Below are 14,317 nucleotides of genomic sequence, written 5' to 3'. Positions count from 1 at the left end.
GGGGGGGAACGCGAACAGTCGGCGGGGGAAACGCAGGTTGACGTTGCCGCCAGACAGCAGAAGCCGCATGGCAAGGAGTAAAAACGCAAAGAGCCCGCCACAGAAAACCCCCGGTTCACGCGGGGGTTGTCTTCGTTCGTGGGAGTGGCTCTGGTGCAGTTCTGGTGCACGCCGTCCATCCACCGCTTCAGACCGCCCCTCTCGTGACCGCCATCTCCTCGGCAGGGCTGCTTGTCGGGGTTCCTCCCGGGCTGATGCTCAGATCCACTCGCTTGTTTCACGAGCGTGCGTGACGAAGCGGAGGTGCTCGCTTGCGTCTCTCCCGCTTCCTCGCGAGTCGAGCGCCACCGCCGGCTGGCGTTGCACAACATCTAGACCAGTGCCCAGATGTGCGGCAAGGTGCCGAGAGGGACCCTAGAACAGCATGTGCACGGCTGGCCGCGACCGTCGCTCTGGGCTATACCCCAACACGGCAGCGCGGCGAATGCGTTAGCCGTTGTTCCCGTCAAAGTGGTTGCGGAGTACCTACCATCAACCCATGGCACGCAAGAAAACTGACGGCGCCGCAGCAGAGGCACGCCGCCGTACGGCGTCGGCGAAACGCCGAGGTGCAGCGCCGCAGCCCGGGACGCACGACGTCACGGATGGACTAAGAACACCAGACCCTCACGTTTCGCTTTGGAATGCGTCGCGGTCCGGAGCGCGGGCCGGACGCGGTTTTCGCTACCAGGATGTGATGACAGCTCTCGTAATTGTCAACCTTTGGCAGGAGCGTGACAACCGAGGCCGTGTCATCCCCGAGGGTTACGACGACGCCACAGTCGATAGTGAGCTAGGCCAACGACACATTCAGATGAAATCTCGAAGGCCCTCTGCTGGTCAATTTTCGGTCAGTCAACTCCGTAAAGACTTACGTTCGATTGCGGAAGCGTGGCAGAAACGACGCACTGCCGACCTCGAGCCATCCACAATACTTATTCTCGAGCGGTCAGTCGAAACCATCGATTTGCCCACCTGGAGGTTAGATACCCGGTCGCACAACGAACGGCTAGCAACTCATATACGACAAAGTTGGCAGCATGATCCCGACGACGCAGACGCCTTTGCGGCGAGCGTCCAAGTCCTAACATGTGACACCCCGAGGGAAGATGCCATCGAGATTATTTCAGCTACCCGAGATCTGCCGGCGGCTGTTTCTGAGATAGTTTTTTCGGCCCTTTGTACCGAGATCGGAAGATTAGCGGATCTGAACGCCGACCAAGAGTTGCATCGCCAGGCGTCGCTGACAATACATGACGTTGATAACATCGTCGATCACATCCTTTCTGTAGTGGATGCAGAGCTCCTTGAAGAGGCGACGACGCTAGGAGTATTGACTTCGGTCACCTGGTCAGAGCTCAATCTGACCGAAGCCACGACGGGACGCTTATATCCAACACCTCATCTTCTCGTCCGACGCGATTCCTTAATTAACCAGATAGTCGATACCGCCATTCAGAGTAACTTCGCGCTGGTGGCGGGGCCGAGTGGCTCTGGTAAATCACAAGCTATATGGGCGGCTGCGCGAGAAATACGCGCTGAATACCGCTGGCAAGAACTACATTCTTTGGTGCCCACCGGTCGAAGTGGCAGGGATTCCATTGCGTTGGTCGTTGCGCGAATCGAAAGTCTTCAGCCTAGCAAGTACGCACCCGTAGGGATCCTCGTTGACGACGCCGGTCGACACGACCCGGCACTTTTAGAACGAATGCTTCGACGCGTGACTACTCTTCCGGGCGTAGTAGTAATCCTCTCTGTTCGAGAAGAGGATCGACCTCTCGTGCCGCTCCTTTCTGCTGTAGCGCCGATCGTACCAAGTCTTGATGACGACTTGGCGCAAACATTGTGGAGAAAGTATCAGGAGCGCGGACTAACTCAATGGGCCGGCTGGCGAGAGCCGGCAGAAGCGTCGAACGGACTTCTTCTCGAATACGTCACCCTGCTTACGGAAGGGAGGGGACTGGATGCAGTAGTATCCTCACAAATTCAGGCGAGGGAGAACGATCCCGGTCGCCACCTGGAACTCGACATCCTGCGGATTGTTTCCACTGCGAATCAGTATGGGGTGCCTTTGCGTGCGTCTTCGGTTCAACGTCTGCTAGCGGCGGGACCGAGCGAGTTCAGTGCCGCAGCCAGACGCTTGATAAACGAGCATCTCATCGTTCAAGACGAGGGTGAGTTATTCCGCCCCCTGCACGAATTGCGTTCCGCTGCAATTGCTAGAGCGACAAATTTATTCGGGCAGAGTGAGACAGAGCAACTGATCGTTCAAGTTGTTGATGTTGCGGACATAGCGCGATTCCTTCGTCGCTGCCTAGAGCAGCGTGCGACAATCGAATCGATAGTGCGCACCTCGGTGCGCCGAGTACATACTGACCGAAACATTCACACTCTTGTCGCTGTGGTTAGCGGATTCAGGATCAACGCCTTCCGCTTACGTGCGCAGGAGTGGAAGCAGACGCTTGATGAAGCTGGGGTAGAGTCAGGCCTTGCCGTGAGTGCCTTTTCAATGTCGCGCACACAACCGACGAACGATATCGATCACCTTTGGAAGCCAGAGGTGGTAACGGCTATTGCTCGTCTTCGGGCCATGCCGACAGAGCCCGACCTTCGAGCAGTCTGGACGGAACTCGACGGCGTACTCGTGTCAGAACTGCTGGCGGAAGCTGCATCCGAAGAGTCGCCGGACTCTCTGCTTACCGCCCTGACTGCGTTACGGGGCATTGAGCCGGCCGTCGCGGAGGCCGCGGCCCTCGCCGCGGGTTCACGCCTAGCGGTGTGGGACATTGAAGAAGCCGCCAACCTCGTGGAAGCGCTGCGACTCGTGGACCCAGCGCTGGCCGCATCGGCAGTGGAAGCGTCCGGCGGGGAGCAGTCGGCCCTCAGTAGGCTCGTGATCGAGCGTCCATGGTTGGTGAGTCTCGAGCGAGAAGAAAAAGCCGTTGTAGGCCGTTGGGTTTTCTTCGACGAGGCTGTCCAGCCGGACCAGAATAAATCCGTGGTCGATATTTGTCGCCTAGCCCTTGCGCTTGCCCCCTCCGCGGAGATTGCCCGAATCCAGGCTGTGGATACACGCGGTAGGCGGGCTATGGTCGGTCAGTACCCCGTCGCCGATAAAGCGATACCGCGAGTGAACCTACCGCATCGCCTCGAGGTTGCGGAAAATCGCGCTCAGGCGCGGGCGTTGTCACGGCTGTACGGGAAGGGAACTTTCACAGAAAAAGTCGCGGCGGAGGCAGAAGGGTTCCGGTTGATTCAACTGCTCCTGGAGCCGATCGCGTCAGCATTCCTTCACGACAATGCCTTGTCTGCGGAGTCGACGCTTGTTCTGCTGGCTCTAAAAGAAATACTTGAGGCAACGGCGGCACCCGCGCAGGAGGGCTTCGCTGAGGAGCTACCTGGGGCGTTAGGTGAGTATCCAAGCGACGGCGACGCGGTGCTTGCCATTCGTTCTTTCTTACAAACCGTCGTTCCTGATTTAGTGTCGATGCCGATACGTGAGCGTACTCCACAACGAGCGGCTTCTAACTTAAAGGACATCGTTGCGAGATTGCGATCCGTGGTAGCGGTCGATAGGTATCGGTTCCTTGCGTCGCCCCTCGTTCTTCCGGAGCTCATCATTGAATTAACTGCGTTGCAAGTTTTGGCGTCAGCCGGTTCTCGCAATGACCAGGGCCTATGGGCGAAGATGCGTGCTTCCCTCGGAGGAGCACATTCAGGTCACGCTGTTCGTTTGGCGGCAGATCGGGCCTCACGTCTGGCGGGCGAATTGCTCGCCTCTGAAGCGCGTTCATTGCAGTTTGCCCTGAACCGTGACGGGCTCGAGGCGCGCGTTCTTGTAGTTCCTAGCGACACCGAATCCCTTGCTTGGCCACCCGGCGAGCTAATCGCCGTGGTAGAGGATGGAACAGTCGATAGCTATTTCGAAAATGTGAACCGTTATGCAGATATTGCCCGAAGCTCGCGCGAATACTTCTTGCGCAGAGTTTGGATTGCGAAAAAGAAGCGCACGGCGTGCTACGCCCTAGCGTGATGCAAGTGGCCTATGAAGGCATACTGCCATTATTGGACCGGGGCGATTTAGATCGGTTCGAGGAATTTGCTCCTGAGCCTATCTCCGCAGATTACCGCAGGGTGATACGAAATGCATACGACGTCGCTAGTATAATCACTGTGATAGCTGTCCGAGGAAGCCATCTGGCCCCCGCCGATGAGATTAAGCATCTTGACCGCTTCGTCATAGATTTCCGTGCATCTCTCAGTCTCCTGCGGAGTTCTTTGAAGTCGCAGGAGGTCACCCGCTATTCGGAAGCGCTTGGTAATCTGCTTAGCGGGATAGAAGCTTTGGTCGAGACGGATTTGGCAAGTTTGCAAGGTGTGGTCGAAAGTGGTGATAAAGGGTGGCGTTCGGGGAGATTTAAGAGCCTTGACGCGCTCGACCCGTCGGAAGCCGCCACTGCAGGAAGCGACGCCGAGTACATCTACTCCTGGTCAGTGATCACGTCGCAGGTTGAGGACGACCCGGTGGCTGCGCGTATTCTGTAGGCGAAGAACTTGCGAGAGTAGCACTTGTGAAACAATGTCTGTCCTCCTAAACAGGCCGTCGGTTTCAATCAGTTGAAACGAGCGTCACTGACATAAGAGGCCGCTATCGGCGCGAAGCACAACCGCCGGCCACCTCTCGAGGGGTGGTCGGCCGTTGCTCGATGTGGGGGAGTGTCGTCAGTGTGCGGCGTCGTACGCGTCGCGGACGGCCTGGCTGATCCGTCCACGGGAGGAGACCTCGTGGCCGTTAGCTGCAGCCCACTCGCGGATCTTGCCGAGCTCCTCGGAGTTCCCACGCTTGTGGGCGCTGCCGGAGGAGGCGCGGCCGCTGCGGTTGCCGGTCTTGCGGGCAGCGGCGATGTAGTCGGAGAACGCTTCGCGGAACTGGTCTGCGTTGTCGTCCGTGAGGTCGATTTCGTAGTTGGTGCCGTCGAAGCCGAAGGTGACCGTGCGGCCCTTGCCGTCTTCGATGGTGTCGCCAGTCAAGTCGTCGACGAGCTGCGTGGTGACTTTCTGCGCCATAGGAGGCCGCTTTTCACTAGGGGATGTCTTTCTACTGTGACATACGTCGCTCCGAAAAGTCGTACCTCGCGACTCGATACTCTGCTTCCTGCCGGTGAGGCAGAATGGTCTCGATGACGAAAAGCACACCCGTTCCCTCCGGTTACGCCGCCGCTTTGGCCGAGCTGAAGCAGCAAGTGAGAAATGCCCGCTTCACTGCGCAGCGACGCGTCAACACTGACCTGGTGCGTCTGTACTGGGGGATTGGCTCCACGATCTTGCAGCGGCAGGAGCAGGAGGGGTGGGGAACCAACGTCATCGGTCGGCTCGCTGAAGATCTCCGTGCGGCGTTCCCGGAGATGAAGGGCTTCTCGCGCGCCAACCTCGTATCTTATGTCAGCTTGCACGCAGGCAACCTTGACCAGTGTCGTGAGATCGAAATAAGTCGCGGAGCTTCTCGGGTACGTAGCGTTTGACGCCCCGTCACCGGGCTTTTTTGCGGCTATCGGGACGTTCCCACCGGGGCGCTTCTACGGTGCGAGCATCTGAGCCACGACCGCGTACAGCTCCTTCGGGTCACGAGCGAGCATCTGCTTGATCAACGCAGCCTGCTCGTCCATCACGACCTCGTAGTCGTCGCGCTCGACCCCGTCCAGGGTCGCGCGCGCCACGTCCGCGGGGTCGGTCTTGGCGATCGAGACTCCCGCCGTCATGTCCGTGTCGGCTACTCCGAGGTGCCATCGACAGCCCCGACGCTGTCGCTCTCGGCGCGTGGCCGAGCGAACACCACCCTCAGTGGCACGCGCCCGAGGTCACAGCCAGCAGCAGGCCGGGAAACCGCAGGTTGAGCTCTTCGACGCGAAGGCGGATGTCGTGCGTACGACCGTGGACCTCGTACACCACCATGCCCGCCTCGCGGAGGGTCTTGAAGTGGTACGAACAGGTCGCCTTCGACGCGGCGAACGCAGCCCAGACGTCGTTCTTCGGCAAGGGCGCGCCGTTGGCGAGCATCCGCACAATCTCGAGCCGGGTGGGATCGCCGAGCGCCTTCAAGACCGTCTCGAGCGGGATGTCCGCCAAGTCGGCGCTCGGGTAGTCGGGCATGCGCCTCCAATCGTTCGATGAATATCTAACGGTCCACTAGCGTGTCCGTATGACATCCTTCGAACGATCGTATCCGGCCCGTGGCATGGGCGCTGCTGCACTGGCGCGCCTGTGGGTCCTCGCTGCTGCACTGTTCGTGGTCGGGACGAACGCGTTCGTGATCGCCGGCGTCCTACCGGACCTCGCCGAGGGACTGCGCACCTCCACCGCGTCGGTCGCCACGGCGATCACCTGGTACGCCGCCGTCGTCGCGCTGGCGTCACCCCTCGTCGCCACGTTCCTGGCGGTGGTCCCGCGCCGGGGCCTCCTCACGACTGGGATGGCGTTGGTCGCGATCGGCACCGCGGTCACGGCGGTGGCAGGGAACGTCGACGTGTTCATCGTCGGACGAGTCGTCGCCGCGCTCGGCGGCGCGGCCCTCGTGCCACCCGCAACCGCGGCTGCCCCGACGCTCGTCGAGCCGCACCACCGCGGACGCGCGATCGCCATCGTCACTGCAGGATTCGCTGGCGCGATCGCGTTCGGGTCGCCGCTCGGCGCGGCGGTCGCTGCTGGAATCGGCTGGCGGGCCGCGCTCGTCGGCATCGCGGTGCTCGCCGGGCTCCTCGCGGTCACGCTCGGGCTGACGATGACAGGCATTCCCGGTGCTGCCGCGCGGTCGCTGCGGGAGCGCTTCAGTATCCTCGCGGATCGACGGATTCTCCTCGCGCTGGTCGCGATGGTGTCCTACATGGTGTCGTTCAACGTGCTCTACGTCTTCACCTCGGAGGTCCTCGCTCCGGTCGTCGGCGGGCGTCCCGGCGTGCTCGCCGTCGTGCTGCTCTCCTTCGGGCTCGCGACCCTGGTGGGGACATGGCTCGGTGGAATTGCGGTGGATCGGCGCAGCGGCGTGTGGGCCACCGTTCTCGGCCTCATCGCGATGGCAGCTGTCTACGCGGCGCTGTCCGTGTCCACCCAATCTCTGCCGGGCGCGATCCTGCTCTACGCCGTATGGGGCCTCGTCGCCATCGCGCCGCAGATCGGGATCCAGGCCGTCCTCGTCACGGCAAACCCGGCAGAGGTCGGCGTCTCACTGTCGTGGTACTCGACCGCGACATACGTCGGCATCGCAGTCGCACCTGTCCTCGGTGCGGGTGCACTCCACCTCGGCGCGTGGGCCGTGCTCCTTGCAGCGGGCGTGGCCGCACTCGTCGCGCTCGCACTCGTCGCCGTCTCGACGCAAACCGGCGAACGCCAGTCGGCGGCATGAGGCTTCGCATGTGCGTCCGACACCGATACAGAGCTGCGGACACGCGCGAGTAGCCCCCCCCGATCGCGACCAACTCACCACGGAGAAATCTTCCCGACGTCCGCACCATCGACGACGGGGGTCGCCGTGGTGATCGAGTCCCTGAGCAGGTTCCATGAGGTATCGGCTTAATCAGTTGAGTGCTGCTGCTTCGTATGAGCCGGAGATGCGCCGATAATTTACGTTATGTCAGATTTCGCAACGGCCAGCCCCTGCCACTCTCCTGCCTTGACCAGGGCCGTGAGATCGACGCGAGCCGCGGAGCTGCTCGGGTACGTAGCGTTTTTCAGCAGTACGGCTGTCCCATCGGCCATGCTCAGATGCATGCAGCGGTTGTGGGCTTGGTTTTCGGCTTTCCTGGGCCTGGTCATCATGGTCATCGACTACGTCGACGGCGCGATCCTCGGGACCTGGTTTGACGAGCATGCTGTTTTCGATGCCCCGGACGTCATTGGCGAGTTCTTCATCGCCGGCCTCGGTCTGGTCCTTCTGGTCGGGGGTGTACTCACCGCCGTGCTAGCTCGGCATCCCGCAGACCACTCGAGCGCCCGGTAGCGGATCCCCTATCGGAACCCTGCATCCCTCTCCCCCGCTCGCGTTCTGCAGTAACCGGTGGTGGCAAGGCTTGAAGCCGATACTCATTTTTCTGTCAGGGGACTGCTGCAGGTTTGGTTGACTCCTGACGGGTAGGGGCGTTGGCTCCTGCTGGAAGGATGTGCGCCATGGTGAAGGCGTATCCGGAAGAGTTCCGCCGTGATGTGATTGCGGTCGCCCGGAAGGGTGAGACGTCGGTGCGGCAGGTCGCGAGGGACTTCGGTGTGTCCGAGTCCTGCCTGGCCCGCTGGCTGCGGCTCGCGGACCGTGACGACGGCGTCAATGTTGCAGCGGCGCCGTCGGCGAAAGCCGTTGAGCAGGCGGAGCTGCGGGACGCGCAGAAACGGATTCGGCTGCTCGAGCAGGAGAACGAGATCCTCCGTCGGGCGACCGCCTATCTGTCGCAGGCGCATCTCCCAAAATGATGTACCCGCTGGTCCTCGAACTCGCCGCCGACCGGATCCCGGTCGCGGTGGCCTGCCGGGTGTTGGGTTTCTCGAAGCAGGCGTTCTATCGGTGGCGTGCCAGTCCGGTAACCGATCGCGACTGGGCGGACGCGCACCTCACCAACGCCGCGATCGACGCGCACCGGGACGACCCGACGTTCGGGTACCGGTTCATCGCCGACGACCCGCATGCAGCCGGCCATCGGGTGTCCGAGCGTCGGGTGTGGCGGTTGTGCTCGCAGCAGCAGCTGTGGTCGTTGCATGCGAAGAAGCGCGGCCTGAATCGCGAGGCCTGGCCGCCGGTGCATGACGACCGGGTTCGACGTGCGTTCACGGCGCCGGACCTCGACAAGCTGTGGTTGACGGACATCACCGAGCATCCGACGGGTGAGGGGAAGCTCTATCTGTGTGCGGTGAAGGACGCCTGTTCCCGTCGGATCGTGGGCTACTCAATCAGCGATCGCATGCGGTCCTCGCTCGCTGTCGCGGCCCTACAGATGGCGGTGGACCGCCGGAACCCGGCCGGAACGGTCGTGCACTCGGACCGCGGCAGCCAGTTCCGGTCGAAGAAGTTCGTTCGCGCGCTCGGCGACGCCGGTCTGCTCGGATCGATGGGCCGAGTCGGCGCGTGCGCCGACAACGCTGCAATGGAATCGTTCTTCGCCCTCCTGCAGAAGAACGTCCTGAACCGGAAACGGTGGGCGACCAGGCAAGAGCTCCGGCTCGCGATCATCACCTGGATCGAGGCGACGTATCACCGGAAACGACGCCAGCGCGGTCTGGGGAAGTTGACCCCTATCGAGTACGAGACGATCATCAACCCACAGGTCGCACTCGCGGCCTAAACGAACGAGTCAACTCAACCTGCAGCAGTCCCCTCCTGCCTAAAGCGCAGGTGCGGCTCGTTACAGCCCCCAGTTCCAACTGATTGACTCTTCTCGCGAGACTCGCACCCGTCGGACCGAAACCAGAGCAAGGACCTGTGCCAGTGCTTAACGCCAAAAAGCCAAAGACCGCCATCATCTTTGGAGCGGTCTTCGTCCTGTTCGGAATAGCCGAGATGATCTTCAGCCCGACCAACGGCGCAGGAAAAGTCATCTTCGCGGTCGTCCTCGTAGTCCCTGGACTGTTGTTCATCGCAGCCGGCATGAGGGCGCTCACGCGGGATCATCGTTCCTAGCGCTCCGTCAGGCGGTGCACCCTCACTCGACGTAGGTCGTCTGTCCGATGGAGGATCCTTGATCGGGCGTTCTCCGCTGCAACGAGCGGAGCCACGGTTGCTAGCGTTTCAGTCATGGCAGACGCCCTTCTCGTGAACCGCGAGAGAGCGGTCGTCTTCCTGCACGGATCGAATCGGACCTTTGACCGCGCCTGGCCCGTCGCGGCTCACATCGAGCACGCTGGGTTTGCGGTGATGCCTGGTTACGGGGACGGCGCAGCTGTCGCCTTCGAGCAAGATGGCTGGGAGTCGACGCTCATCGGCACTTGCTCGCCGGGCGCTGTCGTCGTCGCACACTCGTACGGTGGGCCGATCGCAATGCGCGCCGCAGCTCGCCGGCCCGACCTGATCGCAGGGCTGGTGCTTTTCGAGCCTGCTGCGTACGCGCTGGCTCGAGGCAACGCGGCAGTCGAGGCCCATATCGACCGCGTACAGCCAGTGCTCGAAGCCGCGGCCGAGATGGGCAGTGCGCAGTTCGCTGTCGCGTTCGCAGCAGCCCTGACTGGCACTGCTGTGCCACCGCCGGTGAGCCCGGACGAACTCCTGGCTGCCGATCGGCAGCGTAGGCTCCCTGGGCCGTGGACCCTGGATACGCCGTCGGACGTCGACGTGCCGATGCTCGTGATCACCGGAGGATGGAACGAGGAGTACGAAGCAATTGCTTCGCAGCTGCACCGTGCCCGACGGATGACCCTGACCGGCTACGGACATCGGCCACAGGATCATCCAGGTGCCGCTGACGCCTTGTTGGAGTTCACCAGGCAACTGCGAAGGTAGGCGCCGCACGCAGAATGGAAGCGAGGCGGTCGGCGCCGTCCCGGTGAACGATGGTCTAGCGGACGCACACGGGGCGAGAGTTAGGGGACGGGCGAGTCGTCTTGCGCCGGTCCTCCGACAACAACGATTTGCCTCAGCGACTCGTCTTGAACCAGTGGTTTCGGTGTGTCAACGTCGAAGCACGCCGTCGCCGTCGCTCTGCTCGCGGCCGCGCATCACCATCCGCGCAGAAACGGAAACCCCACCGCCACGGCCAGTCCGATTGCGTACACGATGATCGTGGACCGGCTGTCGTGGCTGTCTGAGTAGTTCGACCACCGGATTCCCAACACGACCTGAACCAACGGGCCCAGCGCTGCGATGACGCCCCCCGGCAACACGGTCAGGAGCAAGGTCTTGCGCCATGGTCGCTCCTTTGCGGCACTGATCATGATCGCGCAAGTTGTCGCGCCTATCGCGACCCCACCCCAGAACCATGACGCACCGGACATTCGCCAACCGTCGTGGGTCCACCATGCTTCGATGAGGGCGGTCGTGCGTTCCCACGCGTCCGTCCGCACGAATCTTCCCGGGAGCACCGGCAGGGGCCACCCGATGATCGCAAGAACACCAGTGACTGCAGCCATCAGGCCGAGCAGCCATCGAACCAACCTGCGATGGTCGATCGGTTCAACGTCGAAAGACTCGATGCTCACCGTCGCGCAGGCCAGGAAGTCATGAGGCTCATGGTGGGAGCGTATCGGCCGCTCCATCGCCGAGGTCGAATCGGCAACCCCGGTAGCCGATCCGCTACCGGGCTGCTCATCCCTTCGCGAGCAGCGCGACTTCGAACAGCAGCGCACCCCAACCAAGTGGGGCAAGGACGACCAGGAACGGTGCCCTGGTCCCGCCAGCGGTCAGCGCCATCGCAAGCCACAAGAACGCGATGGCCCCGGTCCCCGCGGACAGCGCTCCCATAGTGAGTGCCGCGCCCCGACGCGACACATCTGACGACAAGGGCACTACCAACAGGCTGCACACCGCTGCTCCGACGATGCCGGGCACGATCAGAAAGCGGAACGTACAGAGGCCCACTGGTCAGGTCCCGCTCCATACCAGTTCACCGGAACACGGGAAGGAACCGTCTTCCAGCTCAGACGAACGGTGACGACTGCGGCCGGAGGCACCCACGCCAACACCGCCGCCATCACGAGCGCAGCTCGCACGCGCAACCGCTGCTCCGCCTGCGCTGAACGTGTTGCCCCCGCTGTCACGATCGCAGGCTAACCCCGGCGCAACATCGACCGGTAGGGGATCGGCCAACGGACGTCGACGTCAGTCCCTGGCCTGGTATCGAACGGCGCCATCGGTGGACCGGTACGGGATCGAGAAGCTTGAGCAGATCACGCCGTTCTCTTAGTCGTCCTTGACCGTGTCCATGAAGGCGTATGCCTCGTCGTCTGTGGCGAAGACGCCCAGGACTGTGTTGTGCGGTGAATCGTCGTGCTGGACGATCCAGACCTCCCCGCCGGCGAAGGGCTTCGGGCGTCGGAAGAAGAGTGGACCCGGACTCCGTCTACTCACGATGGAGAGTGTAGGTGCCCGCTGTCCGGTAGCCGATCGGCCAACGGGACATCGGGAGGGCCGTAATGTCCGGCGCCACTCTCTTATCGTTGGGCGATGGATCTCGACCAAGTTTGGCCCTTGTTCGGGCTGCGACTCCTCACTCCTCGACTAGAGCTACGACCCCTGCGCGACGAAGATCTCCCGGGGCTCGTCGACGCGGCCCTCTCCGGCGTGCACGATCCCGCTCGGATGCCGTTCGGTGTCCCATGGACGGACGCAGAACCGACGACGTTGGCTCGCTCTATGGCGCAGTACCACTGGAAGCTCCGGTCCGGGATGGCCCGTGACTCGTGGGGCGTGAGCTTCACCGTGCTCCACCAGGGCACGCCCGTCGGGGTCCAGGAGCTGCACGCTCGCCGCTTCGCCGCCCGCAAGACCGTCGAGAGCGGGTCGTGGCTTGCGCTCACACATCAGGGCCTTGGACTCGGTACCGAAATGCGGGCGGCGCTGCTGCTGTTCTCGTTCGATCACCTAGGAGCTGAGTGGGCGGAGTCGAGCGCGGTCGCTTGGAATGAGCCGTCCCTTCGAGTGTCCACGAAGCTCGGGTACGAAGTCAACGGCGTCACTCGCGCCCAAACCCGCGCCGATGAGGTCATTGACGAGATCCGGGTCCGCCTGAAGCGCGAGGACTTCGCTCGGCCGAGCTGGAGCCTGATGACCGAAGGAGTAGAACCAGCGATCGAGTTCTTGATGTAGTGGTGGGCCGGGTGATCAGCTCTGGCCGCCCGGCAGCCGATCCACTACTAGGCACCGTCCAGGGCGCCCTCCCCGTACGGTAGACGATCCCCTTCTGGAACGACCAAGAGCGACCGAGGCGGCGTTCGGTAGCCCACCGGCTATCGAGACCGCCTCGACCGCCGACTTCGAGGCATGCCCCAGTCACGACGAAGCCGATGAACCATCCGTTCAAGACGGCGGAGCTTGACATCTCAAGCTTCCACGGCCACGGAGCGAGGGCCGGCACTTGGCGAGATTCCGCAAGCCCGCTGGCCGCTGCTAGTTTCTGCGATGAGGGGGAGACATGAAACGAAGGACCCGAACAGCACGGACGTTCGCCATTGCATCCGCCGTCGCGGCGACCGTCGGTATGACGATGGCCACCGCAGGCTGCACCGATGGAGGAACGACACCAAAGGCGTTTCCCTCCGCAACCCAGACGTCGGTTGCTGCTTCCGGCAACCCCATCGAACTGGCATCCCGGCACTTTGCCGTCCTCTCGCGTCCCGCCACGGCGACCGACGCGTTCCCAGCTGACGATGCGTTCGAGCCGAAGCAGATCGTGCCGGACAGTCAGCGCTTCGTCGTAGAGCGGGAAGGAACCAGGTACTGGATCGCCGCGACAACGAGCGGCGGCGTGTGCTTGATCGCCCGGAACGGCGACCCGAACAGCACCGGGAACTGGGCAGTCTTCGCCGGCCCCACGGTCGAGCCAGCGACCGTCGTCACGAGCATGATCGATGAGGCAGGCCACCAAACGGCACTCGTGTCGGATGGGTATGCGGCGTCTGATCCCTCGGAGTTACACGAACTCGCAACGAATTTGTGGACCGGGAACCTCGACCCGAACATGCGCGAGGACGTCAGCGAAGGCTGACCGCCCGGCCGGGCACCTCGATCTGAGGCGACAGCGGCACGGGCACGGCAACTGCTCCAATCGACTCGCACTTCGACCTCCTGAACCAACGGGCCCGGTAGCCGATGGGCTACCGGGCAGGCAGACAGGTGCTGACTAGGTCCGGTCCTTGGGTTCGCGAAGCTCACCCCAGGCAAACGAGGACTCTGCGAGGAAGTCCTGCAGATCGCTTTGGACAGAGAGCACCATCTCTTGGGTGCCGCCAGCCAGCTGCAGCGTTCCTGAGCTCCCGTCCTCGCCGAACACCGCCCAGCGAAGGCGGGCCGAACCGCTCTCCACGATATCGGAGTCGAAGAGCTCTTGTCGGTCGCTGATCCGCTCGACTCGAACGGTGAGCGCCTTACGTTCACGAGGAGAGAGCATGGAGTCGAACATGGGGTCGAGGAGCCGCGTCAGATCCGTCACGGACAGCAAGGTGCTCATGCGATCACCGTAATCGCTGAGTGGTCTCGTTACTCAGACCGCCCCGTCTCGGTCGAGGATCCCCTATCTGAACCCTGCCTCCCCCTCCCTCCGCTCGCGTTTCGCAGTAACCGACGGTGACAGGGTCTGGAGCCGATACTCAT

16 protein-coding genes are annotated in these 14,317 nt (G+C 62.6%); 10 read left to right on the top strand and 6 right to left on the bottom strand.

All coding sequences use genetic code 11. The annotated features are described in order from the left end of the window. Positions 1-538: 538 nt before the first annotated feature. Positions 539-4,072 carry a hypothetical protein gene (locus tag DEJ31_RS17010; protein WP_146243186.1) on the top strand — a complete coding sequence of 1,178 codons (3,534 nt, stop codon included), beginning with the start codon at positions 539-541 and terminating at the stop codon, positions 4,070-4,072. A 5-nt stretch (positions 4,073-4,077) separates the two neighbouring features. Next, positions 4,078-4,584 carry a hypothetical protein gene (locus DEJ31_RS17005; protein WP_146243185.1) on the top strand — a complete coding sequence of 169 codons (507 nt, stop codon included), beginning with the start codon at positions 4,078-4,080 and terminating at the stop codon, positions 4,582-4,584. A gap of 177 nt (positions 4,585-4,761) precedes the next feature. Here DEJ31_RS17005 and DEJ31_RS15780 read toward each other — a convergent pair whose 3' ends face one another. Continuing rightward, entirely contained in the window at positions 4,762-5,106 is a 345-nt protein-coding gene (locus tag DEJ31_RS15780; RefSeq protein WP_111045330.1) for an Lsr2 family protein, read from the bottom strand. A 113-nt stretch (positions 5,107-5,219) separates the two neighbouring features. Between DEJ31_RS15780 and DEJ31_RS15775 the strand changes: the two genes are divergently transcribed. After that, positions 5,220-5,561: a DUF1016 N-terminal domain-containing protein gene (locus DEJ31_RS15775; protein ID WP_258366342.1), complete on the top strand. Its 342-nt coding sequence runs from the start codon at positions 5,220-5,222 to the stop codon at positions 5,559-5,561. Positions 5,562-5,615: 54 nt separating this feature from the next. Here the strand turns inward: DEJ31_RS15775 and DEJ31_RS15770 are convergent, their stop codons facing one another. Continuing rightward, the gene (locus DEJ31_RS15770; protein ID WP_110903942.1) at positions 5,616-5,798 is read right to left on the bottom strand and encodes a hypothetical protein; all 183 of its coding nucleotides are present in this window, start codon (positions 5,796-5,798) and stop codon (positions 5,616-5,618) included. A gap of 79 nt (positions 5,799-5,877) precedes the next feature. Continuing rightward, a complete protein-coding gene (locus DEJ31_RS15765; protein ID WP_110903941.1) occupies positions 5,878-6,189 on the bottom strand; it encodes a helix-turn-helix transcriptional regulator in 312 nt (103 codons plus the stop codon). A gap of 49 nt (positions 6,190-6,238) precedes the next feature. On the opposite strand from DEJ31_RS15765, the gene DEJ31_RS15760 reads away from it, so the two are divergent. The 5 genes from DEJ31_RS15760 (at position 6,239) to DEJ31_RS15740 (ending at position 10,513) form a co-directional block, all read left to right on the top strand. Next, entirely contained in the window at positions 6,239-7,438 is a 1,200-nt protein-coding gene (locus tag DEJ31_RS15760) for an MFS transporter (protein ID WP_111122339.1), read from the top strand. Positions 7,439-7,801: 363 nt separating this feature from the next. After that, the gene (locus tag DEJ31_RS15755) at positions 7,802-8,032 is read left to right on the top strand and encodes a hypothetical protein (protein WP_146240713.1); all 231 of its coding nucleotides are present in this window, start codon (positions 7,802-7,804) and stop codon (positions 8,030-8,032) included. A gap of 167 nt (positions 8,033-8,199) precedes the next feature. Continuing rightward, positions 8,200-9,362, top strand: a protein-coding gene (locus DEJ31_RS15750; protein WP_111122337.1) for an IS3 family transposase whose coding sequence is annotated in 2 segments (ribosomal slippage) — positions 8,200-8,479 and positions 8,479-9,362 — 1,164 coding nt in all. Because the reading frame shifts where the segments join, the coding sequence is not laid out codon by codon here. 143 nt (positions 9,363-9,505) lie between these two features. Further along, the gene (locus DEJ31_RS15745) at positions 9,506-9,697 is read left to right on the top strand and encodes a hypothetical protein (protein WP_110903937.1); all 192 of its coding nucleotides are present in this window, start codon (positions 9,506-9,508) and stop codon (positions 9,695-9,697) included. A gap of 114 nt (positions 9,698-9,811) precedes the next feature. Next, a complete protein-coding gene (locus DEJ31_RS15740; RefSeq protein ID WP_111122336.1) occupies positions 9,812-10,513 on the top strand; it encodes an alpha/beta fold hydrolase in 702 nt (233 codons plus the stop codon). Positions 10,514-10,728: 215 nt separating this feature from the next. Here the strand turns inward: DEJ31_RS15740 and DEJ31_RS15735 are convergent, their stop codons facing one another. Together DEJ31_RS15735 and DEJ31_RS17325 are read right to left on the bottom strand one after the other, a co-directional pair. Continuing rightward, positions 10,729-11,208, bottom strand: coding sequence for a hypothetical protein (locus DEJ31_RS15735; RefSeq protein ID WP_146243184.1), 480 nt, complete (start codon positions 11,206-11,208; stop codon positions 10,729-10,731). A gap of 700 nt (positions 11,209-11,908) precedes the next feature. Next, complete coding sequence (locus DEJ31_RS17325; protein WP_181421586.1) at positions 11,909-12,076, bottom strand: hypothetical protein; 168 nt, start codon at positions 12,074-12,076, stop codon at positions 11,909-11,911. A 96-nt stretch (positions 12,077-12,172) separates the two neighbouring features. Between DEJ31_RS17325 and DEJ31_RS15725 the strand changes: the two genes are divergently transcribed. Next, entirely contained in the window at positions 12,173-12,814 is a 642-nt protein-coding gene (locus tag DEJ31_RS15725) for a GNAT family N-acetyltransferase (RefSeq protein ID WP_111122333.1), read from the top strand. A 325-nt stretch (positions 12,815-13,139) separates the two neighbouring features. Next, entirely contained in the window at positions 13,140-13,712 is a 573-nt protein-coding gene (locus DEJ31_RS15720) for a hypothetical protein (RefSeq protein ID WP_146236740.1), read from the top strand. A 135-nt stretch (positions 13,713-13,847) separates the two neighbouring features. On the opposite strand, the gene DEJ31_RS15715 is transcribed toward DEJ31_RS15720, so the two are convergent. Continuing rightward, positions 13,848-14,174 carry a hypothetical protein gene (locus DEJ31_RS15715; protein ID WP_111122332.1) on the bottom strand — a complete coding sequence of 109 codons (327 nt, stop codon included), beginning with the start codon at positions 14,172-14,174 and terminating at the stop codon, positions 13,848-13,850. Positions 14,175-14,317: the final 143 nt, after the last annotated feature.

Origin of the sequence: Curtobacterium sp. MCPF17_031 (genome assembly GCF_003234035.1) — a bacterium.
In the GTDB taxonomy this organism is placed as follows: Bacteria; Actinomycetota; Actinomycetes; order Actinomycetales; family Microbacteriaceae; genus Curtobacterium.
This window is presented reverse-complemented; position numbering and strand designations above follow the sequence as displayed.

Excerpts from the sequence above, each read along its gene's own strand:
- DEJ31_RS15740 (WP_111122336.1), top strand. The coding sequence starts at position 9,812 with ATGGCAGACGCCCTTCTCGTGAACCGCGAGAGAGCGGTCGTCTTCCTG.
- DEJ31_RS15720 (WP_146236740.1), top strand. The coding sequence starts at position 13,140 with ATGAAACGAAGGACCCGAACAGCACGGACGTTCGCCATTGCATCCGCC.
- DEJ31_RS15765 (WP_110903941.1), bottom strand. The coding sequence starts at position 6,189 with ATGCCCGACTACCCGAGCGCCGACTTGGCGGACATCCCGCTCGAGACG.
- DEJ31_RS15715 (WP_111122332.1), bottom strand. The coding sequence starts at position 14,174 with ATGAGCACCTTGCTGTCCGTGACGGATCTGACGCGGCTCCTCGACCCC.
- DEJ31_RS15760 (WP_111122339.1), top strand. The coding sequence starts at position 6,239 with ATGACATCCTTCGAACGATCGTATCCGGCCCGTGGCATGGGCGCTGCT.
- DEJ31_RS15770 (WP_110903942.1), bottom strand. The coding sequence starts at position 5,798 with ATGACGGCGGGAGTCTCGATCGCCAAGACCGACCCCGCGGACGTGGCG.
- DEJ31_RS17010 (WP_146243186.1), top strand. The coding sequence starts at position 539 with ATGGCACGCAAGAAAACTGACGGCGCCGCAGCAGAGGCACGCCGCCGT.
- DEJ31_RS15725 (WP_111122333.1), top strand. The coding sequence starts at position 12,173 with ATGGATCTCGACCAAGTTTGGCCCTTGTTCGGGCTGCGACTCCTCACT.
- DEJ31_RS15775 (WP_258366342.1), top strand. The coding sequence starts at position 5,220 with ATGACGAAAAGCACACCCGTTCCCTCCGGTTACGCCGCCGCTTTGGCC.
- DEJ31_RS15755 (WP_146240713.1), top strand. The coding sequence starts at position 7,802 with ATGCAGCGGTTGTGGGCTTGGTTTTCGGCTTTCCTGGGCCTGGTCATC.
- DEJ31_RS15780 (WP_111045330.1), bottom strand. The coding sequence starts at position 5,106 with ATGGCGCAGAAAGTCACCACGCAGCTCGTCGACGACTTGACTGGCGAC.